The organism is Hugenholtzia roseola DSM 9546, assembly GCF_000422585.1.
Classification (GTDB): domain Bacteria; phylum Bacteroidota; class Bacteroidia; order Cytophagales; family Bernardetiaceae; genus Hugenholtzia; species Hugenholtzia roseola.
In genome coordinates this window covers 1-22,872 of the sequence record NZ_AUGI01000044.1, presented here as the reverse complement: position 1 = coordinate 22,872, position 22,872 = coordinate 1, and the positions used below count along the sequence as shown (strand labels likewise).

Sequence of the window (22,872 nt, the reverse complement as noted above, 5' to 3'; positions counted from 1 at the left end):
TCTTCGCATGCAACGCCTTTTTACAATAGACATTCACACGCATATTTTGCCCGAACATATCCCCAATTTTGCTAAAAAATTCGGATATGGCGGTTTTATTCGTTTAGACCATCATAAGCCTTGTTGTGCGCGTATGATGATAGATGACCGATTTTTTAGAGAAGTGCAGGATAATTGCTGGTCGCCACAGACGCGCATCAAAGAGTGCAATCACCATCGAGTAGATGTGCAGGTGCTTTCTACCGTTCCTGTCATGTTTAGTTATTGGGCAAAACCCTTAGATGCCTTAGCTGTTTCTGAATTTTTAAATGACCACATTGCACAAATCGTCAGAGAGTACCCTGATAGGTTCGTCGGTTTGGGTACAATTCCGATGCAAGCCCCCGATTTGGCGATTCGCGAATTGGAGCGTTGTGTGAAAGAGTTGGGTTTGGCAGGGGTGCAAATAGGCTCACACGTCAATGATTGGAATTTAGACGCGCCCGAACTGTTCCCTATCTTTGAGGCAGCAGAAAAATTAGGCGCGGCTGTCTTTGTTCACCCTTGGGATATGATGGGGGCAGAGAAGATGAAAAAATATTGGCTTCCTTGGTTGGTGGGCATGCCTGCCGAAACAAGTTTGGCAATTTGCTCGATGATTTTTGGAGGTATTTTCGAAAGGTTGCCGAATTTGCGCGTTGCCTTTGCCCATGGCGGCGGTTCGTTTCCTGCTACCATTGGCAGGATTCAGCATGGCTTCGAGGTGCGCCCCGACCTTTGTGCCATCGATAACCCCATTGCACCCAAACACTATTTGGGCAAATTTTATTTCGATTCTTTGGTGCATAGCCCCGAAATGCTAACTTATTTGGTAGATTTGGTAGGGGCTAATCGCATTGCCTTAGGAACGGATTACCCTTTCCCTTTGGGCGAACTCGAACCGGGCAAAATTATACACAGCCTTCCCTATTCCGACGACCTCAAAGAACAGCTTTTGAGTGGCTCTGCCCTCGAATGGTTGGGGCTTAAAAAGTCGGATTTTGCCTTTGTTCAGTCTTGGGATTTTTAGGAAAAAAATATTTTTTGAGAAATTCTTATCGCTTTTAAATATGGAAAATCAAAACGATTTACAGTCTAAAAGAGAGAAAGCCCAAATCCTGCGCCAAACCATCGAGGCACAGGATTGGGATAGGCTCGATTCCCTTTTGGAGCAGGATAGCAGCCTTATCAACGAAAAATCGGTCTATACCGATACTTGGGGCGAATATTGGGGCTTTTTGCTCGAATGTGTGTACCGTCAGCAGGTCTTGGGCGTGCGTATTTTGCTCAAACATGGGGCAAAAAAAACTGTCGGCAACTGGGGCGACTGCCTGCCTACCACGCCTTTGGAGGAGGCACAACGCCTTCAAAATCAAGAGATTATCGCCCTTCTGCAAGCAAGAGAAAGACCTACCTATCAAAGAAAAGATTTGGAAATGTAGGGTTTATAGGAAAATGCCTATTAGACTAAGCCTAATCAATTTTGCAAATCTCAAATTTCGGCTACAAAAAGCATAAAAAATTTGATAATCTCTAAAAAAATCGTGTCTTCACAGTCTAATTAGCGCATAAAATCTTTTATGGAAAACGAAAAATCTAATCAAAAAGAACAAAATCTTTACGATAAAATTTTAAAGGAAAATATCTTAGGATATGTCTTGCAGTTTTCAGAAAAGCAGTTAGGCTTTCACATCAAAAAACATGCTTTATTAAAAGATAAGTTACAAACTACCTTAGAACGAGAAGCCGACTTTTTAGTCCTTATCACCACCCAAGACGAAAAAGAATTTATCCTACAATTAGAATTTCAAGCAAGAGATGAGCCAAATATGATACTTCGTATGCAAGAGTATCATGCCATTTTACAAAAAAAGTATCAAAAGCCTATTGTTCAAATCGTTTATTATTTAGGTGAAACTCCCAGTAATATGCGTTCTATCCTTGCGCCGTCGGAAGTTTTTGTAGGCTTTCAATTAAAATCTTTTAGAGATTATTCCTATAAAGAATTTATCGAATCTGAAAATGCCGAAGAAGTCATTATGGCAGTTTTAGCGGATTTCGAAAAGGAAAAGCAAGAGGAAGTAGTGAGTAAAATTTTATTTCGCCTTTCGCAACTAAAAACCGATATTACTGCGTTAAGTAAATACATCAAGCAGTTGCTTGTGTTGGCACGTCTGCGCAATAAACTTCCAAAAATAATTCAAAATCAATTAGGAAACATGGGAACAATAGGATATGACATCGAAAAAGATGACTTTTATTTGCAAGGTCTGCAAAAAGGCTTGCAAAAAGGCATAGAGAAAGGCATAGAGAAAGGCGTGGAAAAGGGCAAACTCGAAGCCCGCCGTGAATTAGCAATTTCTTGCCTAAAAAAAGGGCTTTCTATCGAAATGACCGCCGAACTTACGAAGCTATCCATCGAGGAAGTTCGCAAATTGAGTAAAGAACTATAAGTTTATTAGGTGTACTTCGTCGTTACTTGTGCAGGATAGTGAGTGGCAAAAACAATTTTGTAGCTTCAAAGGGGGTTTTTTGCTATTTTTGTAGTATCTTACAACGCAAATCAAAGATTTGCCGCACTGATAGGTACGCGGATTATACAGATTTTGTGGTTTGCCACTGTTTTTTTAGTCTTTCAAAATCCGCTTAAACCCGTCGAATCTGTTCTATCTGTGTTCGAAAGGGAACGCGGATTATACAGATTTTACGGTTTGCCACTGTTTTTTTAGTCTTTCAAAATCCGCTTAAACCCGTCAAATCCGTTTTATCTGTGTTCGAAAGGGAACGCGAATTATACGGATTTTGCGGTTTGTTACTGATTTTTAGCTTTAAAAAATTATTCTTCTTTGGCTACCTTTACCAAAAGCAAAACCTGACGCATCATTTCCGAAAAAACAGAGAGAGGTAGGCTTTCTGGCGACAAAACCTGAATTTTATCGTAAATAAGGATTTGATTGATACCAACCCAAGTGGGTTGCTGCTCGAAAATTAAATAAAGCCAAATTTCAAGCGTAATTTCTCGCTTTTCACACCCTTGATGCTGATAAATAAACTTTTTGCGCATCGGTAGGCGATTTTTGCGATAGGGACGCAGCATTTTGTAGTGCCAATCTTGTTGTAAGGCGACAGCTCTTAATTGATTTTGCTTTAACTTTTGATTAAAAAGCCAGTGCCAATCTATCTCTTTGGCGAAATAAAGCGGACGAAAGGCTTGTAGGAAGGGCTGCCTGATTTGCTTTTTTTGCAAAAAATCTTGCCAGTCTTCAATGATTTTTTCAGGACTTGTTTCTTGGGAAACTTTCGCCCAATTTTCATATACCTGTGCAGGTGTCCAAAGACTGATTTCTATGTTTTTTGCGCCCCCTTGGGTTGAATCCTCCAACTCAAAATTTATTTCGGAAAGCGAAAAAGGCAATTCGAGCGGCTGCCGAAAAGCATCTACAAAGTGCGAAAAAAGCCAAAAACCCGTCTGTACGCGCTCTTTTTCTTCGTCTTGAAAATGAATATTCCAAATAAGTTTGGAAACCAAAGTAGAGCGTAGCGGGTGTTCTAAAAAATAACTTTTCCAATGGGAAAAAGGAAAACGACGCGAAGTAAGAAAAAGACTTTCTAAGTATTTTTTTTGCCCCTTTGCGGTTTGGTCTATCGTTTTGAAAAGTTTTTGTATGGCTTCTATTTTGGCAGGAAAACGCTTTTTTAGTGCTGTGGGTGCAGTTTTGAGAGCCTTTCCTTGTGCATTGTACCAAGTGAGTTGGACTTTCCCTTCGTCTTCAAGGCGCAAATCGGCAATGTAAGTATCGAGCCTAATTTGTCTTTCACCTTCTTTCATGTTATAGGTGGGCAGCAGGGTTTCTTCGAGCAGGGCAGGACTTGTGTTTTCTATGGCAGCAGCTTGTAGAAGTGCCTTTTCTACGGTCTGTTGGAAATCTTTGCGCCTCGAAAAACTTTTGAGGGCAATTAGGAACTTTGCTCCTTTGCGCCCTTTCCTACCCAAAACAAGTAAGGCGGTTTTGCCTAAAATTGGATTTTCGGCTACCAAACCCTGATAAGGCGTGTAAGATTTTTGGATAATTTCTATTAAAAGTTGAAATATGTTTTTGCTATCAGGCACAGAAAGCACCGTCCAGATGACTTTTTTAAAAATAATTTCATTCTGACTTTGCAAAAGCAAAAGCCTATACCGCTCTATTTGATAACTGTCTTCATAAAAAAGCACGCGCCAAGGGGCAGCCGCAACGGTTTCGAGCCAACTTTGCAGAGTTTTGGCATAAGAATTTGTGCCAATGGTCTGTATCAGACGGTCTGCCTCTTGTAAAAATTTTTGGGAAGGCTCACTTCTGCCCTGCGATTGAAAAAAAAGAGCAAAAAGCGACTCCCAAGCCTTTCGCACTTGAAAGTCTGTTTCCATATTTTCCCAAAAAAAACTTAGGCTTTCCGCCCAAACGTCGCCCGAAACTATCATCACTTGCTTTTTTCTATACTTTGGGTTTGTACTTTTTTGCGAATTTTGGCACTACCGAAGCAAAAATAGCTTTTTTTGGGCATACTAAAAAGAGAGAAAAGCAAAATCGGGGATTTGATAAAAAAAATAAGACAAATTAAGAAATTTATTTGAGGATTTGCCCCTTTTTTAGTAAGATTGCAGCCTTATTTCAAATCCTGCCTTTGGGCTTTATCGTACCGACTTTTCACAAACCCATGAAAGAATATCTTATCATAGAAGACAAACCACACTGCCTCATCAAATTCAATGAAGATGTCCCTTGTCTGATGGTAAAATGGCGCGGCAAATTGAATTCTGACCACTACCGACAATCGATGAACACCCTTTTGGCGCAGATGCAAGAGCGTGGCGTGAGCAAAATCCTCAACGACGACCGAAAAATTACGGGTTCTATCACAAAAGCCGACCAAAATTGGGCTGCCCAAGAGTGGCTACCCAAAGCCTTAGAGTTGGGGTATAAAGCGATGGCGGTGGTGCAGACGGAAAATTTCTTCCGAAAAGTGCCTGCCGCACAGGTTGCAGCTATGGCGCGTCTTTACTACCAAGACCAAATCAAGATAGAATATTTCGACCAAATCAAGGCGGCTTCTGACTGGCTCGCAAAGGTTTAAGACCAAATAATTGCCTCTTTGGTAACGGCAAGGCAGGCTTTATTCGAAGATGAATTGAAATAAAGTGGCTTTTCAGACTCAAATGAGGCTTGAAGCCAAATTTTATTCCGTTCTTGTTCAAAAACAGTTGGCTTTAAAAGGAAAGTGCGGATTCGAAATCCTACGCCAAATCCGACAAACTACAAATAAAACTCCCAAGCCAAAACCCCAAGTATTGGAACATTGTGTTCGAATACTTGGGGTTTCTTTTTGCTACGAAAAAAAAATAACAAGGTTTTGATGTTCGCAAAAGCGAAATCAACTGTTCGTTTTCGATACAAGTTTTGAAGCTAAATTTTTATAAGTGTTTGAAAATCAGTGTGTTACAAATCTTGCACGCTTTTGGCACTATCTCTTGTGTAGGCGGCACACAGAAACCGCCGCCCACACAAACTTTCTTTTTTCTTTCATTCTCAAATCCTTTATTTCTTATTCTTATGAAACCTACCCTTATTTTCCCTGCCTTCACTGCCACTGCTCGCCGTTTTGCTTTTTCTATGATTGCGCTTTTGGCTTTTGTTTCATTGTTCAACAATTTGAGTGCCAACACGCCAAAGGCTTTCGACATCAAAGCCCAGAAACAACAGACAGAGCTTTTTGTTTCTTTGGAAAATGCAAAACAAGATGTTTATTTGGTCATTAAAGATAAGCAGAATCGCATTTTTTATAGCAACTTCTGCAAAAACATCGATTGTGTGCAGCAAATCAATCTGACCAACTTGCCCGCAGGTGAGTACCGTTTGGAAGCAGAAAGTGGAAATGAAATTGCGACTTACGATTTTTCCATCTAACGCCTTCTGTTTTGAAAGTGGAAAGTAGCCCAAAGCCAAATCCAACTTTGCGCCTGAAATTTCAATCGCCATTCTGTAAGCCAATCATAGCAGTTTAGATTTTGGCATTGAAAAAGCACCACACCGTAGCCTTAAAAACTACGGTGCGCTTTTTTTGTCTGTATATAATTTAAAAATTAAACTTATTTCTGTATCATTTGAAAACAAAAACAAAAAAAAGGCAATGCCAACGGCACGCCCTTTCGACCTTAACCAATAAACAACACATAAAACACACGCGCTATCAAAGTTGCGAAATGAGTCGCAAATCGCATCGGTTTCGAAAATTTTATTATCTTGCTTGGGTTTTGAAATCAGGGCAACGATTGCCCCAAACTTGCACAAGAACCTTTCGTTTTCTAACCTTTGATAGGCGATGCTTTCTTTGCACATGACAAAGGTATAAAAAATTCTTATACGATTGCCTTTTTTGCAACAAAATTCTCAAAAATTTACGATATTCGCAATGTTATACGGTTTTTCTTGCAAAAAACATAAAATGCCTAATACAGATGGATAGAAATTTAAAAATCGACAACATCGATTTGAAGATATTGAGCGAACTCTCTAAAAATGCGAAACTGCCCTATACTGATGTCGCCAATCGCGTCTTTGTTTCGGGCGGCACAGTGCATGTGCGCATGCAAAAGATGGAGCAAGCGGGCATAGTGAAAGGCTCTACCTTAGCCCTCGATTACAGTGCCTTAGGCTATGACGTTACGGCTTTTTTGGGTATTTACCTCGAAAAAAGCTCGATGTATGAAGATGTAGTGGCGGAGCTACAAAAAATCCCCGAAATTCTCAATCTGCACTATACCACAGGTGCTTATAGCATCTTTGCGCGTATTTTGTGTCGTGATACCAAGCATTTACGGGAAGTGTTGCACGATAAGATTCAGTCGGTAGTGGGAATAGAGCGCACCGAAACCTTTATCTCTTTGGAGGAGCGCATTGATAGACCGCCGCTTTTATACTAAAAAAGTTTGGAATTTAGCCAAAAAGATGGGCAATAGGGCAAAGCTACTTGTGTACTTTTGCTATTTTTTCACGACTTTTGTGCAAACAAAATCGCACACAAAAAATTATAGCAGAGAAAAACAACCCACTTGCTGCTCGAAAAGTTCCTATTTTGCCTCTTTGTAGGCTAAAAAGGGATTTTTTTGAAGAAAATAAGTCTTTTTTTACCGAAAATAATAGCAGGGGGTTGGGTTTTATGCCAAGATATTTGTTAATTTTGCGCTGCATACCCCATTTCTAACCTTGCCCCTATCTCTGCGTCAGTGCTTGTATCGCCCTACAAGCGAGCGAGGCACAAAGCAGGGGGGAAACATAGCGAAACTAAGGCTTCTTACCATGCATATAAAAATAAAAAAAGGATTTGACATTCATCTGGTCGGACGCGCTGAAAAGACCATCAGTAACGGCAAGCCTGCCTTTACTTACGCGCTCAAGCCGTCAGACTTTTTGGGCATGTATCGCCCAAAGATGCTTGTAAAGGAAGGCGACCGCGTCAAGGCTGGAACGCCCCTTTTCTACGACAAACGCTTGCAAAGTGTTCTCTATACCTCACCTGTAAGCGGTGAGATAGCCCAAATTAAGCGCGGCGAAAAGCGTGCGGTCTTAGAAGTGGTTATCTTAGCCGATAAGGAGGTCGAGTATGAGCCTTTCGAAAAATATAGCGTTTCGGAATTAGGCAAGCTCGAGGCTGCCAAAGCGAAGGAAACCCTTTTGAAAAGTGGTGCTTGGGTCAATCTCATCAAGCGTCCTTACGGTATTGTAGCCGACCCCGAAGAAAAGCCGAAGGCTATCTTTATCTCGGCTTTCGATTCGCACCCACTTGCGCCTGACTATGAGTTTTTATACAAAAACGAAGCTCCTTATTTTCAGGCAGGTATCGACATTTTGGGTAAGATTGCAAACGTGCCTATTCACGTAACTTTTGATGCCAAATCGGAAGTTTCGCCTTTGCGTAGCGTTAGAGGTGTCGAAATTCATACCATTGCAGGTACGCACCCTGCGGGGAACGTGGGTGTGCAAATCCACCACATTGCACCCATCAATAAGGGTGAAACCGTTTGGACGATTCAGCCTTATGGCGTAATTCAGATGGGCAAACTCTTTATGGAGGGCAAATATGACGCTTCTAAATTAGTAGCCCTGACGGGTTCGGAAGTTGCCAAGCCTGCCTATGCCAAGACTTTTGTAGGAGCTAAAATCAGCGACCTATTAGACAAAAACCTCAAATCCGACCATGTGCGCGTGATTTCGGGCAACGTCTTGACGGGCGAGAGTGTGGGCAAAGATGGCTATTTGGGCTTCTACCACAATCAGGTAACGGTTATCCCCGAAGGCGATAAGCCGCGCTTTATCCTTACAGACGGCTGGCTTGCGCCTACACAGCGTACCTCTATCCACCGTGCTTTCGGTTTGCTTTCGTTCCTAAGCCCTAAAAAAGAGCGCGTCTTGGATTCGAGCTTAAATGGCGAGCCACGTGCCTTTGTTATGTCGGGAGCTTTCGAAAAAGTAATGCCTATGGATATTTATCCTACCTACCTTTTCAAGGCTATTATGGCACAAAACTACGAGGAGATGGAAGCCTTAGGGATTTACGAATTGGTAGAGGAAGATGTAGCCTTGTGCGAGTTTGTAGATGTATCGAAACACGAATTGCAGTTGCTTCTGCGTGAAGGTCTAAACCTTTTGCGTGAGGGTTAAGCCCAAGAGTGGCTTTCGGTTGCTTTTTTCTGGTAGGTCTTTATCTGGATATGAGCTACCTATGCCGTAGCGATACTTGTTTTGCAAGTCTGAATGTTTTAATTCTTTATTTCTCTGTCTTTTCTGATTTACTTCTCTTCATCTTCTACTCAACTATGAAGTTTTTACACCACATATTAGAAAAGCAAAGACCCATGTTTGAAAAAGGAGGGAAATTTGAAAAATTTTACTACCTCTTCGAAGCTGGCGAAACCTTTGCTTTCACGCCCCCCACAGTTGCGGGTAGGCGTGCTACACACGTGCATGATGCCATCGACCTCAAACGCATGATGATGACCGTCGTGTTGGCAATGATTCCTGCCCTTCTTTTCGGGATTTGGAATGTAGGCAATCAGCACTTCCTTTCTATCGGCAATTTAGATGCCCCTCTGATGGACAAGATTATGGTAGGTACGATACAAGTATTGCCTATCGTGATTGCTGCCTACACCGCAGGGGGTATCGTCGAAGTGGTCTTTGCCATTATTAGAAAGCACCCCATTAACGAGGGTTTCTTGGTTACGGGTATGCTTATTCCGCTGGTGATGCCACCTGATATTCCGCTTTGGCAGGTAGTATTGGCTACAATTTTTGCCGTCGTGATTGCAAAAGAAGCCTTTGGTGGTACAGGTATGAATATCCTTAATGTTGCACTTACGGCACGCGCTTTCCTTTATTTTGCTTATCCTACCGATATTTCAGGCGATGTTTGGAATTACAAAGGGGCGGCAAATGTAGTAGAAGGCTATACAGGGGCTACTTACTTGGCTGTGGCGGCTGAAACCAAAACGGGAAGCGTAGCTGATGCCGCCATCAATGCAACGGCTTCTTGGAAAGGTGCAGAAAACATGTTTTCTGATTTTAGCCTTTTTATGGGTACAATTCCCGGCTGTATTGGTGAAACTTCTAAATTTGCTATCCTTATCGGAGCGGTTATTTTGGTAGTAACGGGCGTAGCAAGCTGGCGCATTATGGTAGGTTCGGTAGCAGGTGCATTAGCAATGGGTGCTTTGGCTACTGTGATTGCGCAAAGTGCAGGGATAGACAATCCTTACATGTTGATGCCTGCCTACAAACACCTCATTATCGGCGGCTTTGCTTTTGGTGTGGTCTTTATGGCTACTGACCCTGTTTCTGCGGCACAGACCGAGTGGGGTAAGTTGATTTACGGCTTTCTAATTGGCTTAGTAACGGTCATTATCAGAGTCTTTAATCCTGCTTATCCTGAAGGCATCATGTTGGCGATTTTGTTGCTCAATGTGTTTGCTCCTTTGATTGATTATTATGTGATAGAAGCTAACAAAAAACGAAGACTAAAACGTGCAACACTCTAACGGATACATCATCGGCTTTATCGTAGCACTGACCCTTATCTGTGGCAGTCTGCTTGCCTTAGCCAACGTTGGCTTAAAACCTTTCCAAACTGAAGCCCAAGATTTGGACACAAAAAAGCAAATCTTGAGTGCCGTCGTCGATGACGTGCTTGCCGTCGGCGATGTCAATGCTTATTATTCCACACGCATTGAAGCCATTGCTGTAGATGCCAATGGCGACCCTATTGCCAAAGATGCCGAAGGCAAAGATTTGGTAGTAGAGAAAATCAATGTCTATAAAGAGTTTAAAGAAAAAGACGTGAATAAAAAGCGTTTCCCCGTTTTTAAATACAAAAACGAAAAGGGCGAAGTAGAAGCCTATATTCTTCCCGTCTATGGAAACGGACTCTGGGACGTGATTTGGGGCTACGTCGCTTTGAAACCCGACTTGAAAACCATTCTTGGCGTTTCTTTCGGACACAAAAGCGAAACGCCCGGTTTGGGAGCGCGTATTTCCGACAAGGATATTCAAAACCGTTATCAGGGAAAATCTATCTATGATGAGGCAGGCGCACTTGTAGCCGTAACCATGATAAAAGGTGAAAATAACCCTGAATCGGCACTTTCGCAAAACAAGGTAGATGGCATGGCAGGCGCGACCATCACAGGGGTAGGGGTCAATAATATGTTGAAAAACTATATGAGCTTCTATCAAAACTATTTTGAAAAGGAAAAGAAGGCAACCCAAAAGCCTACCAAAGCCATCGAAATAGAACTCCCTGATTCGCTAAACCTGCAAATGGCAGATTCTACCGCCCTGACTGATTCTGCGCAAATGCAAAAAGCAGACTCGGCGGCTGCCGTACAGTAGCACTCCCTTGGCGAGGCTTTTTTATTCTTCTTTCTCGAAACCTAAACCTTTGATAATATGGCAGAAGTTGCCGAAAATATTGCAGCTAAAAAATCGGAGGCTCTTTTCTCGAAACGCCGCGTCCGATTGATGACTGACCCCCTTGATGACGACAATCCCGTAACCGTACAGGTTTTGGGTATCTGTTCGGCATTGGCAGTTACGGCGAAGATGGAGCCTACCTTAGTAATGGCGATAGCCGTAACTTTTGTAGTGGTCTTTGCAAACCTGATTATCTCCCTTATTCGCAACCTAATTCCCAATCGTGTGCGTATCATTGTGCAGCTTGCGATTGTGGCGAGTTTGGTTATTTTGGTAGACCAAGTATTGCGTGCCTTTCTCTTTGATGTAGCCAAAGTCGTGGGCGTATATGTAGGGCTAATCATTACCAACTGTATCGTAATGGGGCGTTTGGAAGCCTTTGCGATGGGTAATAAGCCCTATGATTCGGTCTTAGACGGCTTCGGAAGCAGCTTTGGTTATGCTTGGGTGATTTTGGTAGTGGCTTTTTTCCGCGAACTCTTTGGCTCTGGCTCTGTGTTCGGCATCAAAATTATGCCTGAATTTATCCCCAATAATGGTTTGATGACTAACCCTGTGGGTGCATTTATCATCATTGCCCTTATCATCTGGGTACAGCGTGCGCGAAATGGCTATACCGAAGCACATTAAGTTTTTTTTGGCTACTTAAATCTTGTAATCCTCGTAACTATGGAACTCATCAATATAGGTATTCGCTCGATTTTTATCGAGAACATGGTCTTTGCCTACTTCTTGGGTATGTGTTCATACTTGGCAGTATCGAAGAAGGTTTCTACGGCAATGGGCTTAGGCTTGGCGGTTATTTTCGTACTCTTGGTTACTGTTCCTATCAACAACCTGCTCACTACCTACGTTTTGAGTGAGGGGGCTTTGAAATGGACAGGCAGCCCTGAATTGGCAAAATTAGACCTTAGCTTTCTTAGCTTTGTGAGCTTTATTGCCGTTATTGCCGCCATTGTACAGCTTGTGGAAATGGTCATTGAAAAGTTTTCGCCCGCCCTTTACGGTGCTTTGGGTATCTTCCTTCCGCTAATTGCGGTAAACTGCGCCATCTTAGGTTCGTCGCTTTTTATGGTACAAAAGGAATACGGCTTGGCTGAATCTACCGTCTATGCCGTAGGTTCGGGTATCGGTTGGTGGTTGGCGATTATTCTTTTGGCGGCAATTCGCGAAAAGATGAAGTATTCAAATGTCCCTGCCCCCTTGCGTGGTTTAGGTATCACCTTTATCATTACGGGTCTGATGGGCTTGGCGTTTATGTCCTTTATGGGTATTTCGCTCTAAAATTTCCGCTTATCCAAATAAAAAACCTAAGTCTTTTTCTAAGGACTTAGGTTTTTTTATTGTCTTTTTTGTAGCAGCACTCTTGAAACATAAAAAGCGATTCGCTACGATTAGCAGCCTATTGAACACCTGCCTGCGCCTCGAAGGTAGCCAAAAGCAGCGCGTCTTGATAGAGTGAGAGTTTCTTGCCTTCTATTTCATAGCGAGTTGCTTTCTCTAATTTTCCTAAATAATCATACTCAAATTTGAGCAGAGGACAAGACATTTTAGTCGCCATAAAACCTGAAATGCTCAATTTTTTTGCCGTTTGGTCTATCTGATACATGCCCGAAAAATTATTGCAGCCTGCAAAACCGCGCAAACTTTTTGCATCATCTTGAAATAATACAAAAATATCCTTTTTGGCAGAACTTGGCAGCGTTTCCACACCTTCTAAATAGGTGATTTTCCACATTGTTTCCATAAAAGGTTGTGGGGCAATTTTACTCTGTTTTTTCTTTGAACCAGCGCAAGAAGCCGTAAGGAGCAGGAGTATCCAAAAGAGAAATGGAATTGCGATTTTTGATTTGTTTATCATATCAGTTAGGAAATTATTGAAATAAAATAAAGTGAAATAAGTTTTCTTTTTGCGTCTAAGGAAGTTTTAAATCCCTATTCAAGCTAAAAAGGAGTAGCCAATTTTGCTTGTCAGCAAAAAGAGAGAACAAAAGAAGCAAGACAGAAAGTAATGTAGGTAAAGTAAGGAAAAACAAAAAGCAAAAAGACAGAGAGTCTTTTTGCTTTTTGCATCATTTTCAGACCTGTGTAAGAGCATCTAAAAGGAAACTTTCGTGCGGAAACTTTTTTGAAAGACCACAAAAAATTAGCACCCTAAAACAGCCTACCCTCACAAAACTACTCGCAAGGCAAGAGTAGCCCTGCGCTTAGGGCGGCAGAGAGTCGGGCTGCCTGCGTGAAAAGACTTTCTTAGTCTTCGTCGCCTTCTATTTGGTTCATCACGATTTTGATGTCTATGATTTCTTGGAAATCCTCACCCGACTCCTGCATGTCTTCATCATCTTCTTCGTAGTACCAGTTGATGAGGACGTTTTTGCCATTGTCTTGTAGATGCTCGAGTTTGCGGAATATTTCCACCAAGCACTTAGAAGAGCTGGTGTTGAAATATTCTAATTTGACATCTAAAATGGTATCTTCTTGTGGCTCTTTTGAATAGTTATCGAGCCATTCGAAAAGAGGCTTGTAAAACTCTATGGAGTTTTCAGGTATGGAGCGTCCCTTGATGAGGAATCTGCCCTCTGTTTTTTTGAACTCGAGCAAAGGCGTTTTGCTTGTTCCTTCTAAGAAAAAGTTTTCCATTCTATCTGATATATCTTTTTAAGCCGATACTTTGATTTTCAAACTAAAGAATGAGTTGCCGTACAGACCTTCTTCGAAAGAATAATCCAGTTTTTCGCCTGAACGACGTGCAATATCTATGATGCCTAATCCTGCTCCTCCCTTGTCTGACACTTCACCTGCGTGGAGTTGGGCGCGATAGAGCTGCTTGATTTCTTCTTTGGAAGCGTTATTGACCTTCTCAATATGGCTTTTGAGTTTGGGAACTTCCGCAGTAGGCAAGTAGTTGCCTGTTATGATGAGATAGCCCCCACCTTCTTGGCGTGCTAAGACAAAGAGTACCGTATCCGCCTCGTGGTCGGGTGCAAGTGCCTCTGTATCTAAATGATGATACAGATTTTGCAGAGCTTCTATCAAGATATGATATACTTTTTTCTTTAAATTCGACTGCGGCTCGATGGCTGCCAGTTTCTCGTCGGCGATACTCAGTAAGCTATCCAGAAGACTCTGCGAAGGCGCACCCTTGTAGGATACAATGATGTCGTCGGGCAGCATGTTCTTGTAAAGTTCGTTGAGGTTCAAGGTGAAGGCAAAATATAATGATGAAACAAAATCTCTATCGTCAATCAATCGAAAAGAGTGAGGAGAAAAAAGCAGCCCTTTGCAAGAAAAGAGAGGCTTTCGCCACAGCAAGCGACTCAAAAAAAAGCGGATTTTATTTGAGAAGCCTTATACCAACCAGCATTTGTGAGGCGAATGCATGCCGCTTGAGCAGTAGAGCCTATTTTATGCGTAAATATAAACATAAATTCCGTTTCACAAAAAGAAAAGCCGTTTGAAAGGCGAAATATTCGCTAAATATTTCCAAAATTCGACCAAATCTACCAAAAAAGGAATATTTGTATCCGACTATAACGACTTTGTGCTGCCAAAGGTTTTTTATTGGGTAGCAAGTTTGATGCCTTTTTCGGTCAGCACGATTTTCTTTTCTTTGTAGAGCTTCCCGATGAGCTGTTTGAAGACACGCTTACTCATCTGAAAGTGGGCGAGAATTTCCTCTGCCGAACTCTTGTCGCCAAAGGGTAGGCTACCGCCTGCGGCTTGGAGTTTGGCTAAAATTTCGTCGCTTCGTTCGCTGGTGGCGCGATAGCCTTGTGCTTGCAAGACGAGGTCTATCTTGCCGTCAGGACGGATTTTCTTGATGAAGGCATTTTTTCTTTCGCCTATTTGTAGGGGGCTAAAGATTTCATTTTCGTAGAGCAACCCCCAGAAGCGATTTTCTACTACGGCACTGTAGCCCAAATCCGTCTTTTCATAAATCAGGATAGAAACAGTTTTGCCTTCCTGCCAGGTGTCGCGCTCGTCTTCATCGATGGTCTTTTGTAGGAAATGTTCAAATTTGCCCATTCCTATTAAGCGATTTGTGCGGAAATCCAAACCAATGCGCACGACGTAGTACTCGCCCTTTTGCATGCTCTTTTTTTGTTCGGCTTTGGGTACGAAAAGGTCTTTTTCTAATCCCCAATCCAAGAAAGCCCCAATAGCGGTGCTATCGACAACTTTGAGTCCTACCAAATCTCCTAAGATACCCTTTGGCTTTTGCGTTGTGGCAATGAGGCGGTCTTCCGAATCGGTGTAAATAAAGACATCGAGTGGGTCGCCCACTTTGGCGGTAGCAGGAGTCCATTTTTTGGGTAAAAGCACCTCTTCGCCGCTTTGTGCCTGCAAGATAGCCCCATGCACGATAAGACGCGCAATTTCAAGGCGATTGTATTTCCCTAAGAGAATTTTTTTGTCCATATTGAAAGTTCAGTAATTAGTAATTATCAATTAGTAATTACTAAGGCAAGAAATGCGCAGGGTATGATGACACAAGCGATAAGTTCTGTGCAAATCAAAACAAAAAAAAGCAAACTTACAAGTCTGGACGACTAATATTTTTTTTGGCAGGTCGGAATTGTCTTTTTGAGAACTTCGCTGCCCACTTTTTTAACAATCGAATTTGAAGAAGTGGTTATTTCTTGTTCTCTAAATTTTATTAAAATAAGACAAAACGGCGCGAACACTGCCTTTTTCTAATAAAATCTCTCCTGCCTCTTTGCGTGAAAGGTTAGGGATTTCTTCACAAATAAAATCGATGCCGCGCTCGATGAGTTTGTGATTGGCAAGCTGCATATCAATCATTTTGTCGCCTTTTACCTTTCCCAACTTTACCATCAGGCTTGTCGAAATCATATTCAAAACCATCTTTTGCGCCGTACCTGCTTTTAGGCGTGTGCTTCCTCGCAAGACTTCTTCGCCTACCAAGACCTCTATGGCTTTTTCTGCCTTTTTTGCCAAGGCACTTCCTTCTTTGCAGACCAATGCGCCTGTGTATAAGCCCGCCTGACGCGCCGCCTCGATGCCGCCTATCACATAAGGCGTGCGCCCAGAGGCGGCAATGCCCAATACGGTATCGAGTGTAGTAGGTGAAAAGGCGGCGAGGTCTTGCCAAGCCTGTGTGAGGTCGTCTTCGGCAAACTCTACGGCTTTGCGAATGGCACTATCGCCCCCTGCTATCAGTCCGATAACAAGCCCCTGCGGAACACCAAAAGTAGGCGGACATTCGGAAGCATCTAAGATACCTAAGCGTCCGCTCGTACCTGCGCCAATGTAAAAAAGCCGCCCCCCCGCTTGCATGCGAATCAGCGTTGTTTCTATAAAATCCTCAATTTGAGGCAAGACCAAACCGACAGCCTGTGCCACACTACTGTCGGCTTGATGTAAGGTTTCTAAGAGTTGGGTGGTAGAAAGGCGGTCTAAGGACATGTCTTTGGAGAGGGGTCAGAAAATGAGAATGAACGCAAAGTTAGAAATTTAATCATTTTGGGCAAAATAGCTCCCTATTTTCGCCTAAGATAAAGAACACAAAGAAAATAGGCAAAAGGCAGATAAAAAGAAGCCACCAAACTTTTTGTTTTCTTTTTTTAGGATTTTCATACAAACGCAAAAAAAATGCTTTTATACAGTAGCCTAAGCACAATGTCCTAAATAGGTTTTTTTTATTATCTAAAAAATGCGTCTTGCTGTTTATACAGCCTTGTTCATTTCAGAAGGGTGCAATTTTAAAAAAAACAAAAAAGAGAGGATACGTTTTTTTGCCATTCGAAAGGTAAAAAAGTTTAAAATGAAGCCAAAACTTACGTGTGTAATAAGTCCCCAATTTTGAAAAATAAGGGTTATTCTTTATATTGAGGGTCAATTTTGATAAAAGTCATGCTCACCGTACAAAAAAAATAAAATATGAAACACTATACAAAGAGAAACTCTTTTTTCTACTCGATTTTGGCTTTTTTGATTTTTATACCTTCTTTGCAGGCACAACTTACTGTTACTACCAATCCGACGATTGCCAACATTATCAATACAATTGAAGGTGAAGGCGTAACCATTTCAAATGTAACCATCTCTTGTGCCAGTAACGGTTATGGTTTATTTGACCTTGCAGGTACTACTCCTATGGGATTGACGCAGGGCGTTTTGCTAACTTCGGGAACGGCAACAGGCGCAATTGGACCTAATAACGTAGGTAATCTTAGTGGTAATATGGGAACGGGCGGAAACGCGCTATTAACCACTTTGGCAGGTGCGACAACGCAAGACGCTTGCATTTTAGAATTTGACGTAGTACCCGCAGGAGATAGGATAGAATTTCGTTACAGTTTTGGTTCGGAAGAATATCCCGAATGGGTCAATTCTTCTTACAATGATGTCTTTGCTTTTATGATAAGCGGTCCGGGCATTGCAGGCGAACAGAACATAGCACTTATTCCAGCAACGACTACGCCCGTAACCATTAACAATGTCAATGTAGGCAGCAATGCAACTTATTATCAGACTAACGCCACAGGTAACGCAACTTTTCAATATGACGGCTATACCGTAAATTTGGTAGCAACAAGAACAGGTCTAACGCCTTGTGCGACTTATCGCGTCCGTTAGATGATTGCAGATGCAGGAGATAGTTCATACGATTCAGGCGTTTTTATAGAAAAAGTAACGAGCAACGACATCAATACTACTGTCAATGCCTCGCAGGTGTGGGCAGGCTGTACTGACCCTATTATTACCTACAATCGTACAGGTAGCACTGTTAATCCGCTTACCCTGACTTTCCAATTTGCAGGTTCGGCAGTTAATGGCGTGCAATATACTACTTCTTTGGGCGGCGGAAATACCCTTACCTTTGGGGCAGGCGTACCGACGGTTAATATGACGATTACCCCCAACTACAATAACATCACGCAGCTCGATAGCGTCATCATCAGGCGTGTGCAGCCTTGCACGGGGCAGCCTTATGATAGTATGGTGGTTTATTTAAGTCCGCTGCCAGATTTGGGACCCGATTTGATTATTTGCAAGGGCGACTCTGTCTTGATGGGAGTAGGCAAATATGTAACCTACGAATGGCAAAATAGCAGCAACACGATTATTTCTACCGACTCTGCCACTTGGCTTAAAGCGGGAACTTATAGGGTCTTTGTGGAAAATGAAGGTGGTTGTAGGGTTTCGGATACACTCGTTATCAATTATAGCACCTTAGAAGTAAATGCGACTGTATCTTGTGGGGGTATCGGCAGCACAGGACAGACCGCCGTAATTTTACAAGCCACAGGCGGCACAGGAGGCTATCAATATTGCAATCTTACCTTGGCTACGGCACATACGACAAATAATACTTTCTTTATAGACAATAACACTACCCATGATTTTGAGGTCATCGATTCACAAGGTTGTAGGGATACTGTTTTCAATGTAGCCGCCCCCAATATCAATGATGCCATTCCGAGTAACGACCAAATTGGGGCTTGTTTGGTGCCGGGGGTAAATGCTTGGCTTTCCATTGCCGACCCCAACGAGGATATGATTTTGGCTATCAACGACAATGGCGTAAATATGGGTATCGTGCAGGCAGGTGTTACGATAGAGCCAAGCCTACCCTACTATGATGGCGAACCTTATATCCGCCGCCATTACAACGTAACGCCCACTTCTAACGGACTCACTACCATTCGCCTCTACTTTACCGAAGCCGAATATCAAGAGCTTTTGGCTGCCAATCCCAGCGCGGCAGGCTACAATTTGGCAGTAGATAGATACCCTGCCTCCTACGGTGCGCCCTATCGCCCTGCGGGAGAGTATTTAGGCGGTAGCGTCGTTACCAACTTCCTGACGGGTATTCATTACATCGAGATTGATGTATTAGATTTTGATGGTAGCTCCAATTTCTATATCCATTCTGCCGAAGGCGGCGATTTATTGCCTATTGATTTGGTCTTTTTCCGCGCCCAAACTGATAATGAAAAGGTGCTGCTTCATTGGGAAGTAACGCCACAGTCGGACGCAGTGTTTTTTGAGGTGGAAAGAAAACAAGACCGAGTAGCCTTTGCGCCTGTCGGTAAGGTTGTAGCACAAAATCAGGTCTTGCGATACCAATGGGCAGACCAAGTGCCGCTATCTGACCAAATTTTCTACTATCGCCTCAAAATGAAAGACCAAGCAGGGACAATTTTCTATTCGCCCGTAGTAGAAATAAAGTCTGGTGTGCCTTCTGATGCTTTCTTACAAATTGCACCGAATCCTTTTGCAGAAAATACACAAGTTTTGCTTTTCCTACCCCAAGCCGAAACAATTTGGGTACAACTTCAAGATATGGAAGGCAAGACGCTCTACCAAGTCCAACAAAATCTTGCAGCAGGACGGCAGAATCTTGCCATTCCTACACAAAAGTTGGCTTCGGGCATGTTTTTGTTGAAGATTCAGACCCAAACTCAAACTTTTATTAAAAAATTAATTAAAAACTAACCTTAGTAGAAACACCACCTGTTTTCTGCTCTGATGTTCAATCCTCTTTCTTTTCTGCCTGCCTTTCCAAAAGGTAGTGCAAAGAAAGAGGATTTTGCTTTGAGGCGGAAGCTACCTATTTATACTTGTTCTAAATAACATATCTCTTTTACAAATTGCTTTATAGATACTCAAACGCTTCGTAAATTTGCGTACTCAAAAATCCCCTCTCTATCAAAAGCGATGAATCACCCCTTTAAGGCAATTAGCATTTCTTACAAAACTGCGCCCGTAGCCATACGCGAGCCGCTGGCACTTTCAGATGAGGAAGCACGTAGCTTTTTGCTCAAACTACAAGAGATTTTAGGCATACAAGAAGCCCTATTGCTTTCCACTTGCAATCGAACAGAATTGTATTATAGTTCGGAAAACGATATATTTGATGATTTTATCAAACTTCTTTTGATAGAAAAAGGGATAGAAAGGCACTATTCGGCTTGTCCTTATCACCATGAGTGGGATAAATCGGAAAAGCAACTCGACTACGCCGCTTATTTTCAGAACATTACGCAAAGCGAGGAAGCGGTAAGGCATCTTTTTTCGGTAGCGATGGGGCTTGAATCGCAGGTAGTAGGCGATATTCAGATTTCAAATCAGGTAAAACGCGCCTATCAGGTTTCTGCCGACCTAAACTTAGCCACTGCTTTTCTGCACCGCCTACTGCATACCATCTTCTTTACTCACAAGCGCGTAGCACAAGAAACGAACTTTCGCGACGGAGCGGCTTCGGTGTCTTATGCTGCTACTGAAATTTTGTATGATAGCCTATCGCACCTGCCAAAGCCAAAGGTATTGATGGTTGGCTTGGGTGAAATTGGTGCAGATGCGGTGCGGAATCTCAAAAATGTAGGGCATTGGGAGGTAGTCCTGATAAACCGTACAGAGGAAAAAGCCCTGTCTTTGGCGCAGGAATTGGGTTATCGGTCTGCACCTCTTTCTGATTTGGAAAAAGAGCTGGCGCAGGCAGACGCATTAGTGAGTTCGGTGATGATGCAAAGTCCTCTTATCACCAAAAAAATGCTATCCGAACTCCCTTTGGCTAAATTTCGCTACCTGATAGACCTTTCTATTCCGCGCAGCATCGAGCCTGAAACAGAGGAAATTGAGGGTGTAAATTTGTTCAACATCGACCACATTCAGAATCGTACCCAAGCAACCATAGAACGGAGAAAGGAGGCAATCCCTGCCGTAGAAGCCCTTATTGCCGAATCGATAGAGGAGTTTTCGCAATGGCTACAAGAGATGACTTTTTCCCCTACCATTCAAAAACTCAAACAGGCTTTAGAGCAAATCAGACAGGCTGAAATTGCGCGTCATCTTAAAAATTTAGACGAAAAAGAATTGGGAAAGGTAGAAATGATTACCAAAAATATGATGCAAAAAATCATCAAACTTCCCGTACTACAACTCAAAGCTGCCTGCAAACGAGGCGAAGCCGAAAATTTGGCAGATGTCTTAAACGACCTTTTCAACTTAGAAAACGTCAATAGTCAGGGGTAGCGTGTTTGCTTTTATCTCTACTTTTTAGTCTTCTGACCTTTGTAATAGTGCCATCTTATTTTTACAAGTGGTACAAATTTTACAAAAAATATAAAAAAAGAGTTATAGTAAGTCGGGCTGTGGCGTTTCCTGCGCTGCTGCCCGATTTTCTGTTAGGGGTTTATTGCCAAATCGTTAGCTAAATTGCCCTATCATTTGGAGATATAAGGAAAAAAGCCTACCTTGTGTCTTTCAATTTTATGGCTTTTTGTCCGTTTTTAGCGTTTTCTAACTTGTTTTTTTACAAAAAAATATGATTAAATTTTTTAAAAACTTGTATCTCAACACACGTCTTTACGTTGCTTTGGGCGTGCTGGCGGCTATCTTTGCTTTCGGCTATAGCTTTCCTTTTTTGTTTGAAGTAGGGATAGGCGGTAGTTTTTTATTAGGTCTGATTTTTCTGCTTGATGTAATATGGATTCACCTGCCTTCGGTAAAGATACAAGCACGACGGATAATGCCGATACAGTTTTCTTTGGGCGACCAAAATCCGATTCGCATAGAGGTACAGAGCGAGTCGCCTTATCCTTTGCAGGTAGATTTTATAGACGAATTGCCTACCGCTTTTCAGAAGCGCGACTTTATTTTTTCGTTTTCGATTGCCAAAAAAAGCACCCAAGATTTTAACTACACGCTTTTCCCTGCCGAGCGTGGCTTGTATGAATTTGGGGATATGAATTTTTTTCTTACCTCGCCCATTGGCTTGGTGCAAAGGAGATATGTAGAAAAGGCGGCTACAAGTTTGCCTGCTGTGCCTTCGGTGATACAGATGAAAAAATACGAACTTTTGGCGTTTTCTAATACCGCACAGCTTTCAGGCTTGCGAAAAATACGCAGATTAGGACATAGTTACGAATTTGAACAGATAAAAAATTACGTCATTGGAGATGACTACCGAAGCATCAATTGGAAAGCCACAAGCCGAAGGGGGCATTTAATGGTCAATCAATATGAAGATGAGAAGTCGCAAGCCATTTATACCATCTTGGACAAAAGTAGGGTTATGCGCATGCCTTTCGAGGGGCTTTCGTTGCTCGATTACGCCATCAATACCATTCTGACCCTTAGCAATATTGCCCTCAAAAAAAGCGACCGCGCAGGCTTGATAACTTTTTCCGAACAGATAGATACCGTCCTGCCCGCCGAACAAAAAGCAGGACAACTTGGCAAAATCTCTAACGCCCTTTATGCCCAACAGACCAATTTTATGGAGAGCGATTACGAAAAACTCTACCATACCTTGCAATATACGACAAAGGGACGCGCCCTGATGCTGCTTTTTACCAACTTTGAGAGCCTTTCTGCCTTAGAACGGGTGTTGCCTATTTTGCGAAAAATTAGTCGAAAACATCTTTTAGTAGTCGTATTTTTTGAAAATACAGAGTTATTAGATTATGCACAAGAAGAAAGCAAACATCTTCTGGGCGTGTATCAACAGACCATTGCGCATAAATTTGTCTTGGATAAACGCATTATTGCAGAGGAATTGCGTCGTCATGGGATTCAGTGTATCCTGACCAAACCGCAAGACCTTTCTGTCAATACTATCAATAAATACTTGGAACTCAAAGCGCGTGGTATGATATAAAAATAAAAAATAATTTTCAAAACTAATAAAAACTAATCACATGAAAAAAGATTTTAATATTACAGGCACTTGCCGCCCTAACGAGCATTATATGATGGACGACAGCCGTCGCTTTGCCAGCATCATAGAAATGGTTGAGTATGGTGATTACTTTGTCATCAACCGCCCACGTCAGTATGGCAAAACGACCATGCTCTTTGCCTTGCTTCGGAAGTTGGAAAA

23 protein-coding genes are annotated in these 22,872 nt (G+C 42.3%); 17 read left to right on the top strand and 6 right to left on the bottom strand.

Annotated features, from left to right (window positions below; translation table 11 throughout):
• The first annotated feature begins 7 nt into the window (after positions 1-7).
• From G500_RS0105485 to G500_RS0105475, 3 genes are all read left to right on the top strand, one after another.
• Positions 8-1,048 (top strand): amidohydrolase family protein, encoded by a 1,041-nt coding sequence (locus tag G500_RS0105485; protein ID WP_027001856.1) that lies wholly within the window; start codon positions 8-10, stop codon positions 1,046-1,048.
• Positions 1,049-1,088: 40 nt separating this feature from the next.
• Positions 1,089-1,460, top strand: a complete 372-nt coding sequence (locus G500_RS0105480) for a hypothetical protein (RefSeq protein ID WP_027001855.1) — start codon at positions 1,089-1,091, stop codon at positions 1,458-1,460.
• A gap of 138 nt (positions 1,461-1,598) precedes the next feature.
• Positions 1,599-2,471 (top strand): RpnC/YadD family protein, encoded by an 873-nt coding sequence (locus tag G500_RS0105475; protein ID WP_027001854.1) that lies wholly within the window; start codon positions 1,599-1,601, stop codon positions 2,469-2,471.
• A 383-nt stretch (positions 2,472-2,854) separates the two neighbouring features.
• On the opposite strand, the gene G500_RS0105470 is transcribed toward G500_RS0105475, so the two are convergent.
• Positions 2,855-4,480, bottom strand: coding sequence for a DUF4132 domain-containing protein (locus tag G500_RS0105470; RefSeq protein WP_027001853.1), 1,626 nt, complete (start codon positions 4,478-4,480; stop codon positions 2,855-2,857).
• Positions 4,481-4,716: 236 nt separating this feature from the next.
• Here G500_RS0105470 and G500_RS0105460 point away from each other — a divergent pair, with 236 nt between their 5' ends.
• The 8 genes from G500_RS0105460 to nqrE all read left to right on the top strand — a co-directional run bounded on the left by G500_RS0105460 (position 4,717) and on the right by nqrE (position 12,305).
• Positions 4,717-5,133: an STAS/SEC14 domain-containing protein gene (locus tag G500_RS0105460; RefSeq protein ID WP_154657030.1), complete on the top strand. Its 417-nt coding sequence runs from the start codon at positions 4,717-4,719 to the stop codon at positions 5,131-5,133.
• Between the two features lie 476 nt (positions 5,134-5,609).
• Positions 5,610-5,963, top strand: a complete 354-nt coding sequence (locus G500_RS0105455; RefSeq protein WP_161626084.1) for a DUF3244 domain-containing protein — start codon at positions 5,610-5,612, stop codon at positions 5,961-5,963.
• Between the two features lie 551 nt (positions 5,964-6,514).
• Positions 6,515-6,979, top strand: a complete 465-nt coding sequence (locus G500_RS0105440; protein ID WP_027001849.1) for an Lrp/AsnC ligand binding domain-containing protein — start codon at positions 6,515-6,517, stop codon at positions 6,977-6,979.
• A gap of 376 nt (positions 6,980-7,355) precedes the next feature.
• On the top strand, positions 7,356-8,717 hold the full coding sequence (locus G500_RS0105430; RefSeq protein ID WP_027001847.1) for a Na(+)-translocating NADH-quinone reductase subunit A: 1,362 nt from the start codon (positions 7,356-7,358) through the stop codon (positions 8,715-8,717).
• A gap of 155 nt (positions 8,718-8,872) precedes the next feature.
• Positions 8,873-10,090 carry an NADH:ubiquinone reductase (Na(+)-transporting) subunit B gene (locus G500_RS0105425; protein ID WP_027001846.1) on the top strand — a complete coding sequence of 406 codons (1,218 nt, stop codon included), beginning with the start codon at positions 8,873-8,875 and terminating at the stop codon, positions 10,088-10,090.
• A complete protein-coding gene (gene nqrC, locus G500_RS22435) occupies positions 10,077-10,940 on the top strand; it encodes an NADH:ubiquinone reductase (Na(+)-transporting) subunit C (protein ID WP_086047824.1) in 864 nt (287 codons plus the stop codon). The genes G500_RS0105425 and nqrC overlap by 14 nt, the downstream gene beginning before the upstream one ends.
• Positions 10,941-10,997: 57 nt before the next feature.
• Complete coding sequence (locus tag G500_RS0105415; RefSeq protein ID WP_027001845.1) at positions 10,998-11,651, top strand: NADH:ubiquinone reductase (Na(+)-transporting) subunit D; 654 nt, start codon at positions 10,998-11,000, stop codon at positions 11,649-11,651.
• Positions 11,652-11,690: 39 nt separating this feature from the next.
• Positions 11,691-12,305, top strand: a complete 615-nt coding sequence (gene nqrE, locus G500_RS0105410; RefSeq protein ID WP_027001844.1) for an NADH:ubiquinone reductase (Na(+)-transporting) subunit E — start codon at positions 11,691-11,693, stop codon at positions 12,303-12,305.
• A 118-nt stretch (positions 12,306-12,423) separates the two neighbouring features.
• Here the strand turns inward: nqrE and G500_RS22430 are convergent, their stop codons facing one another.
• The 3 genes from G500_RS22430 to G500_RS0105390 all read right to left on the bottom strand — a co-directional run bounded on the left by G500_RS22430 (position 12,424) and on the right by G500_RS0105390 (position 14,222).
• Positions 12,424-12,882, bottom strand: coding sequence for an META domain-containing protein (locus G500_RS22430; protein ID WP_086047823.1), 459 nt, complete (start codon positions 12,880-12,882; stop codon positions 12,424-12,426).
• 389 nt (positions 12,883-13,271) lie between these two features.
• On the bottom strand, positions 13,272-13,661 hold the full coding sequence (locus tag G500_RS0105395; protein ID WP_027001843.1) for a DUF1987 domain-containing protein: 390 nt from the start codon (positions 13,659-13,661) through the stop codon (positions 13,272-13,274).
• Positions 13,662-13,679: 18 nt separating this feature from the next.
• A complete protein-coding gene (locus tag G500_RS0105390; protein WP_154657028.1) occupies positions 13,680-14,222 on the bottom strand; it encodes a SiaB family protein kinase in 543 nt (180 codons plus the stop codon).
• A 17-nt stretch (positions 14,223-14,239) separates the two neighbouring features.
• Between G500_RS0105390 and G500_RS0105385 the strand changes: the two genes are divergently transcribed.
• Positions 14,240-14,479: a hypothetical protein gene (locus G500_RS0105385; RefSeq protein WP_027001841.1), complete on the top strand. Its 240-nt coding sequence runs from the start codon at positions 14,240-14,242 to the stop codon at positions 14,477-14,479.
• Positions 14,480-14,579: 100 nt separating this feature from the next.
• On the opposite strand, the gene G500_RS0105380 is transcribed toward G500_RS0105385, so the two are convergent.
• Both G500_RS0105380 and murQ read right to left on the bottom strand, forming a co-directional pair.
• Complete coding sequence (locus tag G500_RS0105380; RefSeq protein WP_035756388.1) at positions 14,580-15,440, bottom strand: CvfB family protein; 861 nt, start codon at positions 15,438-15,440, stop codon at positions 14,580-14,582.
• 228 nt (positions 15,441-15,668) lie between these two features.
• Positions 15,669-16,448 (bottom strand): N-acetylmuramic acid 6-phosphate etherase, encoded by a 780-nt coding sequence (gene murQ, locus G500_RS0105375; protein ID WP_027001839.1) that lies wholly within the window; start codon positions 16,446-16,448, stop codon positions 15,669-15,671.
• 474 nt (positions 16,449-16,922) lie between these two features.
• On the opposite strand from murQ, the gene G500_RS22425 reads away from it, so the two are divergent.
• From G500_RS22425 to G500_RS22420, 5 genes are all read left to right on the top strand, one after another.
• Complete coding sequence (locus G500_RS22425; RefSeq protein ID WP_051203305.1) at positions 16,923-17,621, top strand: choice-of-anchor L domain-containing protein; 699 nt, start codon at positions 16,923-16,925, stop codon at positions 17,619-17,621.
• Positions 17,622-19,484: a T9SS type A sorting domain-containing protein gene (locus G500_RS24825; protein ID WP_051203304.1), complete on the top strand. Its 1,863-nt coding sequence runs from the start codon at positions 17,622-17,624 to the stop codon at positions 19,482-19,484. It begins immediately after the preceding gene.
• 222 nt (positions 19,485-19,706) lie between these two features.
• Positions 19,707-21,023, top strand: coding sequence for a glutamyl-tRNA reductase (hemA, locus tag G500_RS0105355; protein ID WP_027001838.1), 1,317 nt, complete (start codon positions 19,707-19,709; stop codon positions 21,021-21,023).
• A 292-nt stretch (positions 21,024-21,315) separates the two neighbouring features.
• A complete protein-coding gene (locus G500_RS0105350; protein ID WP_027001837.1) occupies positions 21,316-22,650 on the top strand; it encodes a DUF58 domain-containing protein in 1,335 nt (444 codons plus the stop codon).
• A 40-nt stretch (positions 22,651-22,690) separates the two neighbouring features.
• The coding region (locus tag G500_RS22420; protein WP_035756385.1) for a hypothetical protein at positions 22,691-22,872 on the top strand (182 nt) is incomplete at its 3' end.